This is a genomic window from Pseudomonas libanensis (genome assembly GCF_001439685.1).
GTDB lineage: Bacteria > Pseudomonadota > Gammaproteobacteria > Pseudomonadales > Pseudomonadaceae > Aquipseudomonas > Aquipseudomonas libanensis.
Genome location: NZ_JYLH01000004.1, coordinates 374,897 through 394,622, shown reverse-complemented (window position 1 = coordinate 394,622; position 19,726 = coordinate 374,897). Strand labels below are relative to the sequence as shown.

Below are 19,726 nucleotides of genomic sequence, written 5' to 3'. Positions count from 1 at the left end.
GTGTTTCCCCTGAAAAAGGCCTTTGTCCATGCACCTGGAAATACTGTTGCAGGAACAACTGATCAGCCGCAAGCGTCTGGCTGCGTTCGCACCGGGGAAGGTACTGCCCTTGGATCCAGGGGTAACCCGATGTGTGGAGGTGCGGGTCAACGGGCAACTGATGGCATTGGGTGAGCTGGTGCAACTGGAGGACCGGCTGGGGGTGGAGTTGCAGGAGACCTATCAGGAGTGGATCTCTCAATAAGGGCGGGTAGCGAATTGTCCTACCGGAGGGTGCAAAAAAAAGTCGGCTGAATGGGTTTTGTCCTAACGCGGGCCGAAGTGCCGATTTCTATAGTTGTGACATTGGCGCGAGCTGGCACAGGAAATAAGGATTTTGAATGGCAGTAGTCGAATGCAGAGGTGCGTATGGTCGTCGTGACTGCTGAACCTGCGACTTCCCTGGTCTTTGCTCGCTGGACTTTGCATGGCGATGGCCGGTTGACGGGCGGGCACGCGGATATTCAGTTGCCACCCAAGGAGGGGCAGGTTCTGCGTCTGCTGCTGGCCTCCGGTGGCACGTTGATGACCAAGGACCGCTTGTTGGAACTGGCCTGGTCCCGTGGCGAGGTGGCCGATGAATCACTGACGCGGTGCATTTACTCCCTGCGCAAGCACCTGGGTGCTGACAAAGGATTTATCAAGACGATCTACGGCAAGGGGTATCGCTTTACCTGCCCGGTGCGTGTGGTGAGCAACCCATCAAGGCACGTTGTGCATGTGTGCTCATTCTGCGGTCAGGCCAGCAATGCTTAAGGGGTGGAGCAGGGGCCTGCTGCTCGGCTTGCTGATGGGCAGCAACCAGGCACTGGCCTATTGCTGGGACGAAATGGCCCGGCGATACGACCTGGAACCTGAGTTGTTGCAGGCCATCGCTGCGGTAGAGTCGGGTTACCGCTCCCAGGCAATGAACTACACCAACCGCAACGGCACGCGTGATATCGGCCTGATGCAGATCAACAGCATCCACCTGCCGCGTTTGCTCAAGCAGGGCATTACCGAAGAGCGTCTGCTGAACGAGCCTTGCCTGTCAGTGGAGGTCGGTGCCTCGATCCTGGCTGAGTTTATCCAGCGTTTCGGATATAACTGGACGGCGGTGGGTGCCTACAACGTCGGGCCGGGGCCAGGCCCGCAGCGTGAGGCACTACGCCTGCGGTACGCGGAAAGGATCTGGGTGCGTTATGAAGCGCTGGTTTCGCAGCGTCAATGAGATCAGCGCGGCGCGCCTCGCATGCGGCCCGCCACCCCGGCTATAATCGGCGTCACCTTTTGCCGCCATCCGAGTCTAGCCCGCCCATGTATACCTTGGCCCGCCAGCTGTTGTTCAAACTCTCCCCGGAAACCTCCCACGATCTGTCCCTGGACCTGATCGGTGCCGGTGGCCGCCTGGGACTCAATGGCCTGGTATGCAAGGCACCGGCGAAAATGCCGGTGTCGGTGATGGGGCTGGATTTTCCTAACCCGGTCGGCCTGGCAGCCGGCCTGGACAAGAACGGCGCGGCCATCGATGGGTTCGCGCAGTTGGGGTTCGGCTTTGTCGAAATCGGCACTGTGACCCCGCGGCCACAACCGGGCAACCCCAAACCACGCATTTTCCGCTTGCCGGAAGCCGAGGCGATCATCAATCGCATGGGTTTCAACAACCTGGGCGTCGACCATCTGCTGGCGCGGGTCCAGGCGGCGAAGTACACAGGCATCCTGGGTATCAACATCGGCAAGAACGTCGATACGCCGGTTGAGCGCGCGGTGGATGACTACCTGATCTGCCTGGACAAGGTCTATGCCCACGCCAGCTATGTCACCGTCAACGTCAGCTCGCCCAATACCCCGGGCCTGCGCAGCCTGCAATTTGGTGATTCCCTCAAGCAACTGCTCGAAGCCTTGCGCCAACGCCAGGAAGATCTGGCCGTGCGCCACGGCAAGCGCGTGCCATTGGCGATCAAGATCGCGCCGGACATGAGCGATGAAGAAACCGTGCTGGTGGCCCAGGCCCTGGTGGAGTCGGGGATGGACGCAGTGATTGCGACCAACACTACCCTCAGCCGCGTAGGTGTTGAAGGCTTGGCCCATGGTGACGAGGCGGGCGGCCTGTCGGGCGCGCCGGTGCGGGACAAGAGCACCCATATCGTCAAGGTGCTGGCGGCCGAGTTGGCTGGGCGTTTGCCAATCATTGCGGTGGGCGGTATCACCGAAGGCAAGCACGCTGCCGAAAAGATCGCGGCTGGCGCGAGCCTGGTGCAGTTGTATTCAGGGTTTATCTACAAAGGGCCGGCGCTGATACGCCAGTCGGTGGATGCCATCGCTGCCTTGCGCTGATGCAAACGGCTAATCGGCAGGTAATAAAAAGGGCTCCATAAAGGAGCCCCTGGGCCGAAGCCCGCCGCCCGGATGGGGCGCGCGTGGTTAAGTCGCTACATATTCAAAGGTGTGTGTCGGAATTTAAGTGCCCTGATTAGCCGACGGCGTGAAGTTCGTTGAGTCTGTGGATGCCCGCAGTGCCAGTCATACCGTCCCAATTGTCGCCGCGTCCTTCTCGCCAGCCGTTGATCCAGGCTTGGCGTACCGACGGTAGAGTAAATGGGCAAAGCTCACGGGATTTTCCATGAACACCATATTGATATCCGCGTAAAAATGCTCTTTCCAACGGATCACGCTTAAGTCTTCTCATAGGGTGTTTCCCTCACTTGTTGACTGTCTAGATATCCTTCGGCCTTGTCCAAGGCCGGGCAGAGTTTTTCTGCCGTTGGTGGGCTCGCTGCCGGCGTGGCGAGCCGATGTGTCGGCGTCGTGACGGCGCCAACCTGTGTTGAGTTCTAACCAATAGGTCACATGGATTCAATGATCGTTTTGTCATAAGCACGTAACGATAACGATGCTATAGCCATAAGCTGGGATGGCTTTTCGTCCCTTTTATTGGGCAAAGCCAGCTATGATGTGCCCTGCAAAGCGAAAGGGTTTAATCCTTTAGTGAGAATTTCCGCCTGTTGCAGTCGGTTATTATTCGACGAAGGGTCAGAATATTTCGTTTTGTTGCGGATGTAATCGCTAAAAATTTCTCTCTGCCCCGTCAATAAAGGCCCGAGGGCCCGTCAGACGGGGTGGGACGGCACATTCGTGCCACGCGAGCACTCTTCAAGAAAAGTGCTTGATTGAAAACCGAGCCGGCGATGCGTCGCCCGTTCATTTATTGCTGAAAAGCCTGGAATGCCCCATGTCGGACCGTTTTGAACTCTTCCTCACTTGCCCCAAGGGCCTCGAAGGCCTGCTGATCGAGGAAGCCGTCGGGCTTGGCCTTGAGGAAGCCCGCGAGCACACCTCGGCTGTGCGCGGCATGGCCGACATGGAAACCGCCTACCGCCTGTGCCTCTGGTCACGCCTGGCCAACCGTGTGCTGCTGGTGCTCAAGCGCTTCCCGATGAAGGACGCCGAAGACCTCTACCATGGCGTGCTGGATATCGAATGGGCCGACCACATGGTGCCCGATGGCAGCCTGGCGGTGGAGTTCAGCGGTCATGGCTCGGGCATCGACAACACCCACTTCGGCGCGCTGAAGGTCAAGGATGCGATCGTCGACAAGCTGCGCACCCCGACCGGCGAACGTCCGTCCATCGACAAAATCAACCCGGACCTGCGCATTCACCTGCGCCTGGACCGTGGCGAAGCGATCCTGTCCCTGGATCTGTCCGGCCACAGCCTGCACCAGCGCGGCTACCGCCTGCAGCAGGGCGCGGCACCGTTGAAGGAGAACCTGGCGGCGGCGATTTTGATCCGCGCCGGCTGGCCACGCATTGCCGCCGAAGGTGGCGCGCTGACTGACCCGATGTGCGGCGTCGGCACCTTCCTGGTCGAAGGCGCGATGATCGCCGCCGACATGGCCCCCAACCTCAACCGCGAACTGTGGGGCTTCACCACCTGGCTGGGCCACGTCCCGGCGCTGTGGAAGAAGCTGCACAGCGAGGCCACCGAACGCGCGGCCATCGGTATGAACAAACCGCCGTTGTGGGTACGAGGCTACGAAGCTGACCCACGCCTGATCCAGCCGGCACGCAATAACATCGAACGCGCTGGCCTGAGCCATTGGATCAAGGTGTACCAGGGCGAAGTCGGCACCTTCGAGCCGCGCCCGGACCAGAATCAGAAAGGCCTGGTGATCTGCAACCCGCCCTACGGCGAGCGCCTGGGTGACGAAGCCAGCCTGTTGTACCTCTACCAGAACCTCGGCGAGCGCCTGCGCCAGGCCTGCATGGGCTGGGAAGCGGCGGTGTTCACCGGCGCGCCGGACCTGGGCAAGCGCATGGGCATCCGCAGTCACAAGCAGTATTCCTTCTGGAACGGCGCATTGCCGTGCAAATTGCTGCTGATCAAGGTCAACCCGGATCAGTTCGTCACCGGCGAGCGCCGTACCCCGGAACAGCGCCAGGCCGAGCGTGAGCAAGCGGCTTACGACCAGGCCCCGACCGAGCCGGTAGAGCGCCAGTACAACAAGAACGGCAACCCGATCAAGCCGGCCCCGGCGCCCGTGGTGGAACAGGCGCGCTTGAGCGAAGGCGGGCAGATGTTTGCCAACCGCCTGCAAAAGAACCTCAAGCTGTTGGGCAAATGGGCCAAGCGTGAAGGCGTGGATTGCTACCGTGTGTATGACGCTGACATGCCTGAATACTCCATGGCCATCGACCTGTATCACGATTGGGTGCACGTGCAGGAGTACGCCGCGCCGAAATCCATCGACCCGGAAAAAGCCTCGGCCCGCATGTTCGATGCCCTGGCAGCGATTCCCCAGGCACTCAACGTCGACAAGAGCCGCGTGGTGGTCAAGCGTCGTGAGCGCCAGAGCGGTACCAAGCAGTACGAGCGTCAGAGCGCCCAGGGCAAGTTCACCGAAGTCAGTGAAGGCGGCGTGAAGTTGCTGGTCAACCTCACCGACTACCTGGACACCGGCCTGTTCCTCGATCACCGCCCGATGCGCATGCGTATCCAGAAGGAAGCGGCGGGCAAGCGCTTCCTCAACCTGTATTGCTACACCGCCACCGCCAGTGTGCACGCCGCCAAGGGCGGCGCGCGCAGCACCACCAGCGTCGACCTGTCCAAGACCTATCTGGACTGGGCGCGTCGCAACTTCTCGCTCAATGGTTTCTCCGACAAAAACCGGCTGGAGCAGGGTGACGTCATGGCATGGCTGGAGGCCAGCCGCGATGAGTTCGATATGATTTTCATCGACCCGCCGACCTTCTCCAACTCCAAGCGCATGGAAGGCATCTTCGACGTGCAGCGTGACCACGTGCAATTGCTCGACCTGGCCATGGCCCGCCTGGCGCCGGGTGGCGTGTTGTACTTCTCCAATAACTTCCGCAAGTTCCAGCTGGAAGACAACGTCAGTGAACGCTATGCGGTCGAGGAAATCAGCGACAAGACCATCGACCCGGACTTTGCGCGCAATGCGAAGATCCACCGGGCCTGGAAAATCACCGCACGCTGATTAAACATCAGAAGTTCTGAATGCGCTGAGTATCCAGTGTGGGAGGGGGCTTGCTCCCGATAGCAGAGTGTCAGTCACCCGATGTATTGACTGATACACCTCTATCGGGAGCAAGCCCTCTCCCACATTAAGCGCCCGCAGTTTTTACGCTGGTCAAACCCTGGGCCAATGGCTATAACTGAAAGCCTAGCCATAGTGACCCCCCGCACGCTGGCGTTGCGAGTGTTGCCCATGCCGATGCAAGCCGGTCGCCCGAAAATCCTTGGTTTTATCAGTGAGCAGGCGTCGGCTTGGCTGGTGGCGTTGGTCGTACTGTCGGTCGGTAGCGCGTTGACGGTGGTTGTCGCGTGGGCGGCGGCCGATCTGTATCAGCAGCAGGTGCACCAGCGTTTCCAATTGTTGGTCAACGAACGCTTCACTCGTATCCAGGAACGTTTCGAAGACCAGGAACAACGCCTGGGGAGCTTGCAGCGTTTCTTCGCCAATTCCGCTGATGTGTCCCGTAGCGAGTTCGACGGTTTTGCCCAACCGCTGTTGCTGCATGCCCGTGCCTATTCCTGGGCGCCGCGGGTATTTCGCGAGCAGCGCAGCCAGTTTGAACAACAGATCTCCCGCCAGCGCGGCGTACCTTTTGCGATCCGTGAACTGAATGCCTTGGGCGAGTTGGCACCGGCCGCCGAGCGCGATGAATACGTCCCGGTACTCTACAGCCAGACGCAAAGCCTGCTGGGCGCCCCCTTGGGTTTTGACCTGCTGGCCCAGCCCTTGCGCCGCTCAGCCCTGGAACGTGCACAACAAAGCGGCAAGCCTGCGGTGTCACAACCCATGCAATTGGTGGGCGTCGAGCCTGCCTATGCGGCCGGGGTGTTGCTGGTAGCGCCGGTCAGCAAAGCTGGCGATACCGAGCCCTACGGTTTTGTCATGGCGGTGATCAGCATGCGCCAGCTGGTGACCGACGGTTTACCCAAGCCGAACCGCGACAACCTGGTGATGCAGATCATCGATACTTCCGACAGCCAGCAGCGGGAGTTGTATGCGTCGAGCAATGCACCGGGCAACAGTGACCTGTCGTCTACGCGCCGTCTTGCCCTCGGTGACCATGTCTACGCCCTGAGCGTGCGTGCGAGCCAGGTGTTCGACATGGCGAATCACTCGTCCATGAACACCGTCCTGGCCATGGGCGTGCTGCTCAGTGCCTTGCTCAGCGCCTTGCTCTACGTGTTGGTCAGCCAGCGCCAGCGCGCGTTGAAACTGGTGGAGCAGCGTACCGTGCAGTTGCGCTTGCGAGAGCAGGAGTTACGTGGGGCCCATGGTCAGCTGCGCAGTGTGCTGAACGCGGCGACCCAAGTGGCGATCATCGCTACCGACTTGCGCGGTGTGATCAACACCTTCAACGCTGGTGCCGAACGCATGCTGGGGTTCAAGAGCGAAGAGGTGCTGGGCCGCCTGAAGTTGGAGAGCCTGCACCTGGCCTCGGAACTTGAAGCACGCGCTGTGCCCTTGAGCGCGGCGTTGGGCAAGCGCATCCCGCCGAGCCAGGCGATGCTGGTGGAAACCCCCGACAGTCAACATGAAGCCCGCGAATGGACGCTGCAGCGCAAGGACGGCAGCCAGCTGACCGTCAACATGCTGGTAACGGTACTTCTGGACGACTACGGCCTATGGGTCGGGCATTTGGCGATTTACCTGGACATCACCGAGCAGAAGAGCGCCTACGAAGCTCTTGCCGCGCGGGATCGCTTGCTGAAAAAACTCAGCAGTCATGTGCCTGGCGGAATCTTCCAGTTCACCCTGGAACCCCAGGACAACTGGCGTTTCATCTACGCCAGCCAAGGCATGCGCGATATCTATGAAATCGAACTCGGTGTGTTGCAACAGGATGCGCGCACGGTGTTCGAGCGCATCCACCCGTTGGACGCCGAGCGGGTGCAGGCGTCGATTCGTTTGTCGGCCCTGCAATTAAGCCACTGGCGCGAAGAGTACCGCGTGCAATTGCCGCAGCGAGGCCTGCGCTGGATTCGCGGCGAGGCGACACCGGAGGAATTACCGGGAGGCGGTACGCTTTGGCACGGTTATGTATCGGATATTTCCGATCTCAAGCGGGTCGAGGAAGAACTGCGTGCGCTGTCCATCACCGATTCATTGACGGGCATTTATAACCGCCGTTATTTTCAGGATCGCCTCAAGGTCGAGATGCTCCGCCTCAACCGCAGCGCCGGTGCTCTGTCGTTAATCATGCTCGATATCGATCACTTCAAGCGGATCAACGACCAGCACGGCCACGCCATGGGTGACCGCGTATTGCAGGAGTTGTGCAAGCGCATTGGCCAGCGGTTGCGGCGTACCGATGTATTCTGCCGGGTAGGCGGCGAAGAGTTCGCGGTGCTGTGCCCCGGCACCGATGGTGCCCAGGCTTATAGCCTGGCGACGCAGTTGTGGCAGTCGCTGCGCAACACGCCGATGGAACCGGTGGGTATCGTCACCGCCAGCTTTGGCGTGGCCAGTTGGCGGATCGATGAAGACATAGATGGCTTGCTGCTGCGCGCTGATTCGGCAGTGTATGTGGCCAAGCAGGCGGGCAGGGACCGGGTCGAGGCGTGTGGGAGTGGGCAAGCCCTGATGCCTGTAGGAGCGAGCTTGCTCGCGAAAAAGCCATAGACGCCGCGTTTATTCAGGAGACACGCGTTAACGTTGACGATTTTCGCGAGCAAGCTCGCTCCTACAGGGTGATGTGATGCTTTAGAGAACCGGCGCGGCTGCAACGGCCTTCGGCTGGCGATACAGGTCCAGCAGCACCTGGTCCAGCACCGATGAGGCACCCCACGGTTTGTTGTCATTGAGGATCGCCACCACCGCCCAGGTATTGCCGTTGTTGTCGCGGCTGTACCCGGCGATGGCACGCACGGTATTCAATGTGCCGGTCTTTACATGGGCTTCCCCGCGCATGGCGGTGGTCTTCAAACGTTTACGCATGGTGCCATCGGTGCCGGCGATTGGCATCGAGCTGATGTACTCCGCCGCATAGGGGCTTCTCCAGGCTGCTTGCAGCATGGCCGCCATCTCGCGGGCGCTGACCCGTTCGGCGCGGGACAGACCGGAGCCATTCTCCATCACCAAGTGCGGCGCGGTGATGCCTTTCTTCGCCAGCCACTGGCGCACGACGCGTTGCGCGGCCTTGGCATCGTCCCCATCGGCATCGTTGCGAAACTGCGCGCCCAGGCTCAGGAACAACTGCTGGGCCATGGTGTTGTTACTGTACTTGTTGATGTCGCGGATGATTTCCGCCAGGTCCGGCGAGAACGCACGGGCCAGCACCTTGGCATCCTTGGGCACCGGCGCCTGGATATCACGGCCCTGGATGGTGCCGCCCAATTCCTTCCAGATTGCGCGCACGGCACCGGCGGTGTACGTGGCGTGGTCAAGCAGCGACAGGTAGGTCTGCGAGCTGCAGCCATCCGCCAGTTGGCCGCTGACGGTCACGGTCACGCTGCCGTCTGCGGCGGTCACTGGGCTGTAGCGAACGTCACCGGTGCACTGCTTGGCGTTGGTGGCTTTCACTTGGTTGTCGATGCGAATGCTGGCAATCGGCGGTTCGACCGACACGATGACCCGTCCCGAATCATTGCGGGTCACGAAGCGCAGGGCCTTGAGATTGACCAGCAGGGCATCGGGCTTGACCAGGAACGGCTTGTTTTCGTCATTGCCGTCGTCGTTGAACTCAGGCAATTGCGGCTGGTTGAAGAAGTTGCGGTCCAGTACCAGGTCGCCAGTGACTTGCTGCACGCCATTGGCGCGCAGGTCGCGCATCAGCAGCCAGAGTTTTTCCATGTTCAGCTTGGGGTCGCCACCGCCCTTGAGGTACAGGTTGCCGCGCAACACGCCGCCGCTGAGGGTGCCGTCGGTGTAGAACTCGGTCTTCCACTGGTGGTTGGGGCCGAGCATTTCCAGGGCCGCGTAGGTGGTGACCAGCTTCATGGTGGAGGCCGGGTTCACTGAGACATCGGCGTTGAACACGGTGGCTGTGCCGGGGCCGTTCAGCGGCAGCATTACCAGGGACAGCGCGGTGTTTTGCAGCTTGGCTTTCTGCAGGGCCTGGGCAACGCTGGGCGGCAGGGTGGTATTAATCGGGGCGGCAGTGGCGCAGAAGGCCAGTGGCAAGAGGAAACCGGCGAATAACACTGAACGTAAAGATTTGATCATAAGAGGTAGAACCCTACTGCTGAGGAGGGTGAAAAGGTGAGGGGTATGCAAGAAAATCCCTCAATGGTCACGAAAGTGTCGGCATTATGCCCCAAGCTGGCACCACTTGTAGCTCAACGATAGCTGCTAATCGCGGTTTTTTTGTCGGCTTTTGCCCGCCCGTCCCAGAGAGTCGGGCAATTGCCGCCTTAAACTGCTAAAGTGCCGCCCGTTATTACTTATGAGGATTGTTCCAATGGCGACTAACCGTTCCCAGCGTCTGCGCAAAAAACTGTGCGTTGATGAATTTCAAGAGCTGGGTTTCGAACTGAACCTGGACTTCAAAGAAGGCCTGAGTGAAGAAGCTATCGACGCTTTCCTCGAAGCATTCATCAAAGAAGCCATGGAAGCCAACGGTCTGGGCTATGTCGGCGGCGACGACTACGGTCTGGTTTGCCTGCAGAAGCGTGGCTCGGTTTCCGAAGAGCAGCGCGCAGCTGTTGAAGCCTGGCTGAAAACCCGTTCCGAGCTGACCAAGGCTGAAGTCAGCCCGCTGCTGGACGTGTGGTATCCGGAAAAGCCGATCAACGCGGCCAAGTGATACTTAAAAAAACGGCGACCTGAGGGTCGCCGTTTTTTTATGCCTTGCGCCAATTCAGAATCAGCAACGTCAACACCCCCGCCACAATCCCCCAGAACGCCGAACCGATGGAAAACAACGTCAAGCCTGACGCGGTGACCATAAAGGTGATCAGCGCCGCTTCCCGTTCCTTCGGCTCATTCATGGCGATGCTCAGGCCATTGATGATCGAGCCAAACAGCGCCAACGCTGCAATCGACAGTACCAATTCCTTGGGCAAGGCTGCGAACAACGCCGCCAAGGTCGCGCCGAATACCCCGGCAATCCCGTAGAACACCCCGCACCACACCGCTGCGGTGTAGCGCTTGTTGCGGTCTTCATGGGCATGGGGCCCGGTGCAGATCGCCGCGCTGATGGCCGCCAGGTTGATACCGTGGGAGCCGAACGGAGCCAGCACCAGCGAGGCCAGGCCGGTGGTGGTGATCAACGGCGATGCCGGCACGTTGTAGCCGTCGGCCCGCAGTACGGCAACGCCGGGCATGTTTTGCGAGGTCATGGCCACCACGAACAGCGGGATGCCGATGCTGATGGTCGCCGCCAGTGAGAAGTGCGGCGTGGTCCACACCGGCGTTGCCACTTCCAGGTGGAAGCCGCTGAAATCCAGCAACCCCATCAGCCCTGACAGCAGGGTGCCGATTACCAACGCAGCGAGCACGGCGTATCGCGGTGAAAGTCGCTTGATGACCAGGTAGGTGAAAAACATCCCCAGTACCAGCCCGGTACGATGCTGCGCGGCGACGAAAATTTCGCTGCCGATCTTGAACAGGATCCCCGCCAGCAATGCCGCCGCCAGCGACGCCGGGATCCGCTTGACCAGCTTTTCAAAGCTGCCGGTCAGCCCGCAAATGGTTACCAGCACCGCGCAGGTGATGTAGGCGCCGATGGCTTCGCCATAACTCACGCCGCCTAAGCTTGTGATCAACAGCGCCGCGCCCGGTGTGGACCAGGCAATGGTGATAGGCGTGCGATAGCGCAACGACAGGCCGATGCTGCACACCGCCATGCCGATGGAAATCGCCCAGATCCACGAGGAAATCTGCGCGGTGGTCAAACCGGCGGCCTGGCCGGCCTGGAACATCAGCACCAGGGAGCTGGTATAGCCGGTCATCATGGCGATGAAGCCGGCGACGATGGCCGACGCAGAAGTGTCGGCCAGCGGGCGCAAGGGCGCTTGGGTGGCATCGGTCATGGAAGGGTATTCCTTTTACCTGGGTTTTGCCGGTGATGGCGCAGATTCAAGCCTAAACTCAAACGTAACGAGGCATTGCAATACAGCCGGGGCCGCAAACAGCCGTACAGTGTGTTGGCGCATCGGGTTGTGTACAATGTGCCCTGTTTTTAGGTGATACTTGCCAGCGTAGCGTCGTTGCCGTATTACCGTTATTTCGCCGCCGTTCTCCAAACCCGAGTGCCCATGAACGAACAGTTGCAACCTCTCAAGAAACAACCGCGAGCCGGCAAGGCCGGTCGCAGCGGAACCCAGGACGATATCGTCTACGCGCATATCTTCGAGGCGATCCTCGAACAACGCCTGGCACCCGGAACCAAATTGAGTGAAGAGGCACTGGGCGAGATCTTCGGCGTGAGCCGCACCATCATTCGTCGCGCGCTGTCGCGCCTGGCCCATGAGGGCGTGGTGCTGCTGCGGCCCAATCGCGGCGCGGTAGTTGCCAGCCCAAGCGTGGAAGAAGCGCGCCAGGTGTTCATGGCGCGGCGTCTGGTGGAGCGGGCGATCACCGAGTTGGCGGTGCAGCACGCCACGGCCGAGCAACTGGCCGAGCTGCGCCAAATGGTCAACGATGAACGTGACAGCTTCTCCCGCGGCGACCGCGGTGCGGGTATCCGTCTTTCGGGCGAGTTCCACTTGAAACTGGCCGAGGCGGCAAAAAACGCACCGTTGATCAGCTTCCAGCGCAGCCTGGTGTCCCAGACTTCATTGATCATCGCCCAGTACGAAAGCGGCAACCGCTCGCACTGCTCCTACGATGAGCACACCCAGTTGATCGACGCGATCGAAGCCCGGGATGCGGTGCTGGCGGTGAACCTGATGATGCATCACATGGATCATATCGACAGCAAGCTCAACCTCGATGAAGAGAGCGCGTCGGATGATTTGCATGCGGTGTTTTCGCATTTGCTGCAGACCAGGAAGCCAGGCCGCCCGTCTGTAAAGCTGTAAACCCGATCAAATGTGGGAGCTGGTTTTTGTGGGAGCCGGGCTTGCCCGCGATGCAGGCGCCGGGGTGTATCAGTTACACCGCGGTGATGCTATCGCAGGCAAGCCAGCTCCCACACAAGCCAGCTCCCACATTGGTTGTGTGTAGCTTGAGTCAGCGCTGGTGCACCAACTGCCCGGCCGCATAGGTCTGCAACACCGCTCGATCATCCCCCAGCGTCATCAACACAAACAGCGTTTCGGCAATGTTATTGGCCTGCTTCAAGCGATAGCTCAGCAGTGGCGTGGCGTTGTAGTCCAGCACCAGGAAGTCCGCATCCGTCCCCGGCTGCAACGTGCCGATCCTGTCTTCCAGACGCAATGCCCGCGCACCGCCCAGGGTCGCCAGGTACAGCGACTTGAACGGGCTTAACCGTGCCCCCTGCAACTGCATGACCTTGTAGGCTTCATTCAATGTTTGCAGGAGCGAGAAGCTGGTGCCGCCACCCACGTCGGTGCCCAGGCCCACGTTGAGCTTGTGTTTCTCCGCCATCGGCAGGTTGAACAAACCACTGCCGAGAAAGAGGTTCGAGGTCGGGCAGAATGCGACCGCCGAACCGGCCTCTGCCAAGCGTGCGCACTCGTCATCGCACAGGTGCACGCCATGGGCAAATACCGAGCGCTCGCCCAGCAGTTTGTAGTGGTCGTACACATCCAGGTAGCCGCTGCGCTCCGGGAACAGTTCTTTCACCCACTCGACTTCCTGCTTGTTCTCGCTGATGTGGGTCTGCATGTACAGGTCCGGGTATTCCCCCAGCAGTTTCCCGGCCAGCGTCAATTGCTCCGGTGTGCTGGTGGGGGCAAAGCGTGGCGTCACCGCGTAATGCAGGCGGCCTTTGCTGTGCCAGCGTTCGATCAGCGCCTTGCTTTCCCGATAGCCGGATTCAGGCGTGTCAGTCAGATAATCGGGCGCGTTGCGGTCCATCATCACCTTGCCGGCGATCATGCGCAGGTCGAGCTTCTCGGCCGCTTCAAAGAATGCATTCACCGATTGTGGGTGCACGCTGCCAAACACCAGCGCGGTGGTGGTGCCGTTGCGCAGCAGTTCCTTGATGAAGATGTCCGCGACTTCCTCGGCGTGGGCCTTGTCGGCGAACTGGCTTTCACACGGGAAGGTGTAGGTGTTGAGCCAGTCCAGCAACTGTTCGCCATAGGCGCCGACCATGCCGGTCTGCGGCAGGTGGATATGGGTGTCGATCAGGCCGGGGGTGATCAGCGCGTCCTGGTAGTGGGTGATGTCGATATCGGCAGGCAGGTTCGGCAGCAGATCGCTGGCGTGACCGAGCGCGCTGATCTGGCCGTTATCGATCACCAGCAGGCCGTCTTCGAAATACTCGTAGGAGGCTTCGATGCCAACGACGGCAGGGTCGTCGATGCTGTGCAGGATGGCGGCACGGTAGGCTTTGCGAGTCAAAGGCATGGTTATCTCAATTTAGATAGCTTGGCTGCGGCGCGAAGCCGGCAGCAATTTGGCAATGGGTTCGGCGCCGGCAGTGTGCTGGCCGAAATTGGCGTTATAGGTGGCGATGATTTCGCCGGCGATGGAAATGGCGATCTCCACCGGCAACTTGCCCTTCACCTCGGTGAGGCCCATGGGGCAGCGCATGCGTTGCAACTGAGCGGTGTCGAAGCCGCGGTCACGCAGGCGGTGTTCGAATTTCACGCGCTTGGTCTTCGAACCGATCAGGCCGAAGTAGGCGAAGTCATTGCGCTTGAGCAGGGCGGCAGTGAGTTCCAGGTCCAATGCGTGATTGTGGGTCATGACGATGCAGTAACTGCCCGCTGGCAGGTCGGCAATTTCATCGGCCGGCTCTTCGCTGACGATTTTACGCACGCCTTGGGGGATGTGCTGCGGGAATTCCTGATCGCGGGAGTCGATCCAGCGCACCCGGCACGGCAGGCTCGCCAGTAACGGCACCAGCGCACGCCCCACATGGCCGGCGCCAAACACCGCGATCTGCGCCTGCACCTGGCCCATGGGTTCGAACAGCAGCACGGTCACGCCACCGCAGCACTGTCCGAGGCTGGCCCCGAGGCTGAAGCGTTCCAGGTGGGTGGTCTGCTGGCCGCGGGCGAGCATGTCGCGGGCGAGCTGCATCGCCTTGTATTCCAGGTGCCCGCCGCCGATGGTGTCGAAGGTCTGGGCGGCGCTGATTACCATCTTGGAGCCGGCATTGCGCGGCGTGGAGCCGAGCTCTTCGATGATGGTCACCAGTACGCAGGGTTCGCCCTGGTCTTGCAGGGTGGCGAGGGCGCTGATCCAGTTGTTCATGTCTACCTCAACATTTCTGCTGTTAGTTCGGCCGCTATCGCAGGCAAGCCAGCTCCCACATTTGATCGGGTTAGCACCTCAAAATGTGGGAGCCGGGCTTGCCCGCGATTGCAGCGCCTGGGTCTAGAGCGAAGCCAATTCAGTGTCAGCCTCGACAGCTTTCGCCACCCGCAACTGCCGCATCTGCTCACACCCCCACAACACCCGCTCGGGCGTGGCCGGTGCATCAATCTTCGGTTGCTGGCGATAGTCAGCCAAACTCGCCACCGCATCCTTGATCGCGCACCACGAAGCAATCCCGAGCATGAACGGCGGCTCACCCACGGCCTTGGAATGGAACACAGTGTCTTCCGGGTTCTTGCGGTTTTCCACCAGCTTGACTCGCAGGTCCAGCGGCATGTCCGCTACGGCGGGGATCTTGTAGCTGGCCGGGCCGTTAGTCATGAGCTTGCCCTTGTCGTTCCACACCAGCTCTTCCATGGTCAGCCAGCCCATGCCCTGGATAAAGCCGCCTTCGACCTGGCCGATGTCGATGGCCGGGTTCAGCGAGGCGCCCACGTCGTGGAGGATGTCGGTGCGCAGCATCTTGTATTCGCCGGTCAGGGTGTCGACGATCACTTCGCAGCAGGCGGCGCCGAAGGCGAAGTAGTAGAACGGCCGACCACGCGCCTGGCTGCGGTCGTAGAAGATTTTCGGCGTCTTGTAGAAACCAGTGCTCGACAGCGAGACCTGGGCGAAATACGCCTGCTGGATCAACGTTTCGAACGTCAGGATTTGTTCGCGCACGCGCACATGGCCGTTGCGAAACTCCACGTCCGCTTCGCTCACGTCGTACTTGCGCGCAGCGAACTCCACCAGGCGCTGCTTGATGGTTTCGGCGGCATTCTGCGCGGCCTTGCCGTTAAGGTCCGCACCGCTGGAAGCGGCAGTGGGCGAGGTGTTGGGCACCTTGTCGGTGTTGGTGGCGGTGATCTGGACGCGGTGGATTTCTACCTGGAATACCTCGGCCACGACTTGCGCGACCTTGGTATTCAAGCCCTGGCCCATCTCGGTGCCACCGTGGTTCAGGTGGATGCTGCCGTCTGTGTAGATATGAATCAGCGCGCCGGCCTGATTCAGGAAGCTTGCGGTGAAAGAGATGCCGAATTTCACCGGGGTCAACGCCAGGCCTTTTTTCAGGATCGGGCTGTGGGCGTTGTACAGGCGGATCGCTTCGCGGCGCTCGGCGTACTGGCTGCTGGCTTCGAGCTCGGCGGTCATTTCTTCGAGCATGTTGTGCTCGACGGTCTGGTAGTAGTGGGTAACGTTGCGCTCGGTCTTGCCGTAGTAATTGGCCTTGCGCACGGCCAATGGGTCCACCGCCAGGTGACGCGCGATGGCGTCCATCACCTCCTCGATCGCGACCATGCCCTGGGGGCCGCCGAAGCCACGGTAGGCAGTGTTGGAGGCGGTGTTGGTCTTGCAGCGATGGCCGTTGACCGTGGCGTCGCCCAGGTAATACGAGTTATCGGCGTGGAACATGGCGCGGTCGACAATCGAGTTGGACAGGTCCGGCGAACAACCGCAGTTACCCGCCAGTTCCAGGTTGATCCCGTGCAGGCGGCCGTTGTCGTCGAAGCCCACGTCGTACTCGATATAGAACGGGTGACGCTTGCCCGTCATCAGCATGTCTTCAACCCGCGGCAAACGCATTTTGGTCGGCTGGCCGGTCAAGCGTGCCACCACCGCGCACAGGCAGGCGGGGCTGGCGGCCTGGGTTTCCTTGCCGCCGAACCCGCCGCCCATGCGACGCATGTCCACGACAATCTTGTTCATCGACACGTCAAGCACTTCGGCCACCAGCTTCTGCACTTCGGTGGGGTTTTGCGTAGAGCAATAGACGATCATGCCGCCGTCTTCGGTGGGCATGACCGAGGAAATCTGGGTTTCCAGATAGAAGTGTTCCTGGCCACCGATATGCAAGGTGCCCTGTATACGGTGCTTGGCGCTCGCCAGCGCCGCGGCCGAATCGCCGCGTTGGTGGGTGTGGCTGTCAAGCACGAAGTGCTTGTTGCGAAACGCCTCGACCACATCCAGTACTGGCTCCAGGTCTTCATATTCGATCACCGCCGCCATCGCCGCCTTGCGTGCGGTCTCCAGGTCGCGGGCGGCCACGGCCAGCACCACCTGGCCTACGAACTGCACGGTGTCGATGGCCAGCAGTGGGTCGCCCGGCAACAACGGGCCAATATCTTTCAGGCCCGGTACGTCTTCATGGGTGATGACAATGCGTACGCCGTCGAAGGCGTAGCAGGGCGCGGTGTCGATGCTGATGATCCGGGCATGGGCGCGGTCGGACATGCGCGCATACAGGTGCAACTGGTTGGGGAATTCCAGGCGGTCATCGATGTACTGTGCTTCACCGCTGACGTGCTTGGTGGCGCTGTCATGCTTGACGCTGCGACCCACCCCGGTGGTGAGGTCCTGGGCAAAGAGTGCGGCAAGTTCGGCCTGGGGTTTTACCACGGCGTGATGGTTAGACATAAGCGGTCACCCGAGTCTCGATGTGCGGCGTTTGCAGTTCGATGAAATATTTGCGTAGCAGGTTCTGAGCGCTGAGCAGGCGGTATTCCTTGCTGGCGCGGAAGTCCGACAGCGGCGTGAAATCCTCGGCCAGGGCGACGCAGGCTTTTTCCACGGTGGCGCTATTCCAGGTAGCGCCCACCAACACGGCTTCGCAGCTTTTTGCGCGTTTTGGCGTGGCGGCCATGCCGCCGAAGGCAACGCGGGCTTCGCTGATTACCCCATTGTCGATCTTCAAGTTGAAGGCGGCGCAGACTGCGGAAATATCATCGTCCAGGCGCTTGGACACCTTGTAGGCGCGGAACAGCGCATGGCCCTTGGGCACGATGATCTTCTCGATGAACTCGCTGTCCTGGCGGGCGGTGACGCGGTAATCGATGAAGTAGTCTTCCAGCGCCAGGGTGCGACGGGTGTTGCCCTTGCACAGTACGATCTGAGCGCCCAGGGCAATCAGCAGCGGCGGCGAATCACCAATCGGCGAAGCGTTGCCGATATTGCCGCCCAGGGTGCCCTGGTTGCGTATTTGCAGGGAGGCGAAGCGGTGCAGCAGTTCGCCGAAGTCCGGGTATTCGTGGTGCAGCGCAGCGTAGCAGTCGGAGAGGGCGGTGGCTGCGCCGATCTCCAGGCGGTCGTCAAACTGCTCGATGCGTTTCATTGCTTCAATGTTGCCAACGTAGATCATCACCGGCAGGGTGCGATGGAACTGGGTGACTTCCAGCGCCAGGTCGGTACCGCCGGCCAGCAGGCGGGCTTGGGGGTAGGCGTCGTAGAGGTCGGCCAGGTCGGCGACGGTCAGTGGCACCAGGCAGCGCTTGTCGCCGCTGTTGAGCTCACCGGTTTGCGTCGGCGCGATAGCCTTGAGGCGGGCGATGGTTTCAGCCTGGCGGCTGTCGAATTGGTCCTGGGGCTTGTTGCAGCAGGCTTGTTCGGCGGCGGCGAGGATCGGGCGATAACCGGTGCAGCGACACAGGTTGCCGGCCAGGGCTTCATGGGCTTTCTGGCTGTCGGGGGTGTCGCTGTTCTTTTGCAGGGCAAACAGTGACATCACAAAGCCCGGGGTACAAAAGCCGCACTGCGAACCGTGGCACTCGACCATGGCCTGTTGCACGCTGTGCAGTTGGCCCTGGTGCTTGAGGTCTTCAACGCTGATCAGTTGTTTGCCGTGCAGCGACGACACGAACGTCAGGCAGGAATTGAGGCTGCGATAACGAATCTGCTCGGCACCCTGATCGTTGGTGTGCAATTCGCCGACCACCACGGTGCACGCACCGCAGTCGCCGCTGGCGCAGCCTTCCTTGGTACCGGGCTTGCCCACATGCTCACGCAGATAGTTGAGCACGGTCAGGTTGGGGTCCAGGGCGTGCTCGCTACGGAGTTCCTGGTTGAGTAAAAACTGGATCACGGAAGGCCTCGCAGACTCATTATTGTTGTTAACCGCTTTGCGCCGAATCTAGTCATGTCTGACTTTTCGGTCAATGGTTTTCTGACCTAAGGGTCAAGAAAACGCGGTCGCAACACTTTCAATTATGGTCCAGTCTTCTGGAACCGGCGTTTTTGGCGGCTTACAGGCTTTCAACGTTGCTTATTTCATGCCAAATTCGCCACGGTGGGCGTAGCGCCATCAGCGGGCCAATGCGCTACACTGCCGCGCTTGTACCGATAGAAGATTTTGAAGGGAAAACATGACGTTCAAGGCGCCGGACAGTCTCGCCGAGCAAATTGCTCACCACCTCGCCGAACGTATCATTCGCGGCGATCTCAAGCCTGGGGAGCGGATCCAGGAACAGAAGGTCACGCTGGCGCTCAACGTCAGCCGTGGTTCCGTGCGCGAAGCTTTGCTGATCCTTGAGCGCCGCCATCTGATCGCGATCCTGCCGCGCCGTGGCGCTCACGTCACCGAACTCACCGCGCACAAGGTGCAGAGCCTGTGTACGTTGATGGGCGAGATGTACATCCTGCTCGGCAATGCAGTTGCCGAAGGCTGGCAGACCCAGGCCGACATGGCGCCGTTCCTGCAAATTCAACAACGCCTGCAGCTCAGTTTGGAGCGCGAGGACATCCGCGCTTTCGTCGATGAAAGCTTCAGCGTGATGCGCGCCGCGTACCCCTTCGCCAACAACCCTTATTTGCAGGAAACCGTCGAAAACCTGCAGCCGGCGATGAACCGCGCTTATTACCTGGCGCTGGATCAGCGCAAGGCGTCCATGAGCGAGTTCCTGGCGCTGTTTGAGCAATTACTCGCCGCAGTGCTGGCCCGTGACCTGGTGCAGATTCGCCTGGTGCTCACAGCCTATTGCCAGCGCAGCAGTTCGCTGGTCATCGCAGCCTTGGCAGGCGCCTAAG

The 19,726-nt window shown here is 60.6% G+C and carries 16 protein-coding genes; 9 read left to right on the top strand and 7 right to left on the bottom strand.

Annotated elements, in window-relative coordinates:
• The first annotated feature begins 28 nt into the window (after positions 1-28).
• The 4 genes from TU73_RS09050 (at position 29) to TU73_RS09035 (ending at position 2,355) form a co-directional block, all read left to right on the top strand.
• Positions 29-244 carry a FliM/FliN family flagellar motor switch protein gene (locus TU73_RS09050; protein WP_043047071.1) on the top strand — a complete coding sequence of 72 codons (216 nt, stop codon included), beginning with the start codon at positions 29-31 and terminating at the stop codon, positions 242-244.
• Between the two features lie 164 nt (positions 245-408).
• Complete coding sequence (locus TU73_RS09045; protein ID WP_057011901.1) at positions 409-795, top strand: winged helix-turn-helix domain-containing protein; 387 nt, start codon at positions 409-411, stop codon at positions 793-795.
• Positions 788-1,249 (top strand): transglycosylase SLT domain-containing protein, encoded by a 462-nt coding sequence (locus TU73_RS09040; RefSeq protein ID WP_057011900.1) that lies wholly within the window; start codon positions 788-790, stop codon positions 1,247-1,249. The genes TU73_RS09045 and TU73_RS09040 overlap by 8 nt, the downstream gene beginning before the upstream one ends.
• A gap of 86 nt (positions 1,250-1,335) precedes the next feature.
• The gene (locus TU73_RS09035) at positions 1,336-2,355 is read left to right on the top strand and encodes a quinone-dependent dihydroorotate dehydrogenase (protein WP_057011899.1); all 1,020 of its coding nucleotides are present in this window, start codon (positions 1,336-1,338) and stop codon (positions 2,353-2,355) included.
• Positions 2,356-2,491: 136 nt separating this feature from the next.
• Here TU73_RS09035 and rmf read toward each other — a convergent pair whose 3' ends face one another.
• Positions 2,492-2,707, bottom strand: a complete 216-nt coding sequence (rmf, locus tag TU73_RS28185) for a ribosome modulation factor (protein ID WP_002553055.1) — start codon at positions 2,705-2,707, stop codon at positions 2,492-2,494.
• Positions 2,708-3,250: 543 nt separating this feature from the next.
• Here rmf and rlmKL point away from each other — a divergent pair.
• Together rlmKL and TU73_RS09025 are read left to right on the top strand one after the other, a co-directional pair.
• Positions 3,251-5,515, top strand: coding sequence for a bifunctional 23S rRNA (guanine(2069)-N(7))-methyltransferase RlmK/23S rRNA (guanine(2445)-N(2))-methyltransferase RlmL (gene rlmKL / locus TU73_RS09030; RefSeq protein ID WP_057011898.1), 2,265 nt, complete (start codon positions 3,251-3,253; stop codon positions 5,513-5,515).
• A 231-nt stretch (positions 5,516-5,746) separates the two neighbouring features.
• Positions 5,747-8,173 (top strand): sensor domain-containing diguanylate cyclase, encoded by a 2,427-nt coding sequence (locus TU73_RS09025; protein WP_057011931.1) that lies wholly within the window; start codon positions 5,747-5,749, stop codon positions 8,171-8,173.
• Between the two features lie 81 nt (positions 8,174-8,254).
• On the opposite strand, the gene dacB is transcribed toward TU73_RS09025, so the two are convergent.
• Positions 8,255-9,715: a D-alanyl-D-alanine carboxypeptidase/D-alanyl-D-alanine endopeptidase gene (gene dacB / locus TU73_RS09020; RefSeq protein ID WP_057011897.1), complete on the bottom strand. Its 1,461-nt coding sequence runs from the start codon at positions 9,713-9,715 to the stop codon at positions 8,255-8,257.
• 235 nt (positions 9,716-9,950) lie between these two features.
• Between dacB and TU73_RS09015 the strand changes: the two genes are divergently transcribed.
• Positions 9,951-10,295, top strand: a complete 345-nt coding sequence (locus TU73_RS09015) for a YggL family protein (RefSeq protein ID WP_010208515.1) — start codon at positions 9,951-9,953, stop codon at positions 10,293-10,295.
• Between the two features lie 37 nt (positions 10,296-10,332).
• On the opposite strand, the gene TU73_RS09010 is transcribed toward TU73_RS09015, so the two are convergent.
• On the bottom strand, positions 10,333-11,523 hold the full coding sequence (locus TU73_RS09010) for a benzoate/H(+) symporter BenE family transporter (protein WP_057011896.1): 1,191 nt from the start codon (positions 11,521-11,523) through the stop codon (positions 10,333-10,335).
• A 225-nt stretch (positions 11,524-11,748) separates the two neighbouring features.
• Here TU73_RS09010 and TU73_RS09005 point away from each other — a divergent pair, with 225 nt between their 5' ends.
• Positions 11,749-12,513: a GntR family transcriptional regulator gene (locus TU73_RS09005; RefSeq protein ID WP_057011895.1), complete on the top strand. Its 765-nt coding sequence runs from the start codon at positions 11,749-11,751 to the stop codon at positions 12,511-12,513.
• 151 nt (positions 12,514-12,664) lie between these two features.
• Here the strand turns inward: TU73_RS09005 and guaD are convergent, their stop codons facing one another.
• From guaD to xdhA, 4 genes are all read right to left on the bottom strand, one after another.
• Positions 12,665-13,969, bottom strand: a complete 1,305-nt coding sequence (guaD, locus tag TU73_RS09000; RefSeq protein ID WP_057011894.1) for a guanine deaminase — start codon at positions 13,967-13,969, stop codon at positions 12,665-12,667.
• Between the two features lie 12 nt (positions 13,970-13,981).
• Positions 13,982-14,821, bottom strand: a complete 840-nt coding sequence (gene xdhC, locus TU73_RS08995) for a xanthine dehydrogenase accessory protein XdhC (protein ID WP_057011893.1) — start codon at positions 14,819-14,821, stop codon at positions 13,982-13,984.
• 123 nt (positions 14,822-14,944) lie between these two features.
• Complete coding sequence (gene xdhB, locus TU73_RS08990) at positions 14,945-17,344, bottom strand: xanthine dehydrogenase molybdopterin binding subunit (protein ID WP_057011892.1); 2,400 nt, start codon at positions 17,342-17,344, stop codon at positions 14,945-14,947.
• Complete coding sequence (xdhA, locus tag TU73_RS08985) at positions 17,337-18,785, bottom strand: xanthine dehydrogenase small subunit (protein WP_057011891.1); 1,449 nt, start codon at positions 18,783-18,785, stop codon at positions 17,337-17,339. The genes xdhB and xdhA overlap by 8 nt, the downstream gene beginning before the upstream one ends.
• A 280-nt stretch (positions 18,786-19,065) precedes the next feature.
• On the opposite strand from xdhA, the gene TU73_RS08980 reads away from it, so the two are divergent.
• Positions 19,066-19,725: a GntR family transcriptional regulator gene (locus TU73_RS08980; protein WP_057011890.1), complete on the top strand. Its 660-nt coding sequence runs from the start codon at positions 19,066-19,068 to the stop codon at positions 19,723-19,725.
• The last annotated feature ends 1 nt before the right edge of the window (position 19,726 follow it).

Bases quoted from the DNA above. Each gene is read 5' to 3' on its own strand.
- TU73_RS09045 (WP_057011901.1), top strand. From the start codon at position 409: ATGGTCGTCGTGACTGCTGAACCTGCGACTTCCCTGGTCTTTGCTCGC.
- rlmKL (WP_057011898.1), top strand. From the start codon at position 3,251: ATGTCGGACCGTTTTGAACTCTTCCTCACTTGCCCCAAGGGCCTCGAA.
- TU73_RS09015 (WP_010208515.1), top strand. From the start codon at position 9,951: ATGGCGACTAACCGTTCCCAGCGTCTGCGCAAAAAACTGTGCGTTGAT.
- rmf (WP_002553055.1), bottom strand. From the start codon at position 2,707: ATGAGAAGACTTAAGCGTGATCCGTTGGAAAGAGCATTTTTACGCGGA.
- TU73_RS09005 (WP_057011895.1), top strand. From the start codon at position 11,749: ATGAACGAACAGTTGCAACCTCTCAAGAAACAACCGCGAGCCGGCAAG.
- xdhC (WP_057011893.1), bottom strand. From the start codon at position 14,821: ATGAACAACTGGATCAGCGCCCTCGCCACCCTGCAAGACCAGGGCGAA.
- TU73_RS09010 (WP_057011896.1), bottom strand. From the start codon at position 11,523: ATGACCGATGCCACCCAAGCGCCCTTGCGCCCGCTGGCCGACACTTCT.
- TU73_RS09025 (WP_057011931.1), top strand. From the start codon at position 5,747: ATGCCGATGCAAGCCGGTCGCCCGAAAATCCTTGGTTTTATCAGTGAG.
- xdhB (WP_057011892.1), bottom strand. From the start codon at position 17,344: ATGTCTAACCATCACGCCGTGGTAAAACCCCAGGCCGAACTTGCCGCA.
- guaD (WP_057011894.1), bottom strand. From the start codon at position 13,969: ATGCCTTTGACTCGCAAAGCCTACCGTGCCGCCATCCTGCACAGCATC.
- TU73_RS09040 (WP_057011900.1), top strand. From the start codon at position 788: ATGCTTAAGGGGTGGAGCAGGGGCCTGCTGCTCGGCTTGCTGATGGGC.
- dacB (WP_057011897.1), bottom strand. From the start codon at position 9,715: ATGATCAAATCTTTACGTTCAGTGTTATTCGCCGGTTTCCTCTTGCCA.
- TU73_RS09035 (WP_057011899.1), top strand. From the start codon at position 1,336: ATGTATACCTTGGCCCGCCAGCTGTTGTTCAAACTCTCCCCGGAAACC.
- TU73_RS09050 (WP_043047071.1), top strand. From the start codon at position 29: ATGCACCTGGAAATACTGTTGCAGGAACAACTGATCAGCCGCAAGCGT.
- TU73_RS08980 (WP_057011890.1), top strand. From the start codon at position 19,066: ATGACGTTCAAGGCGCCGGACAGTCTCGCCGAGCAAATTGCTCACCAC.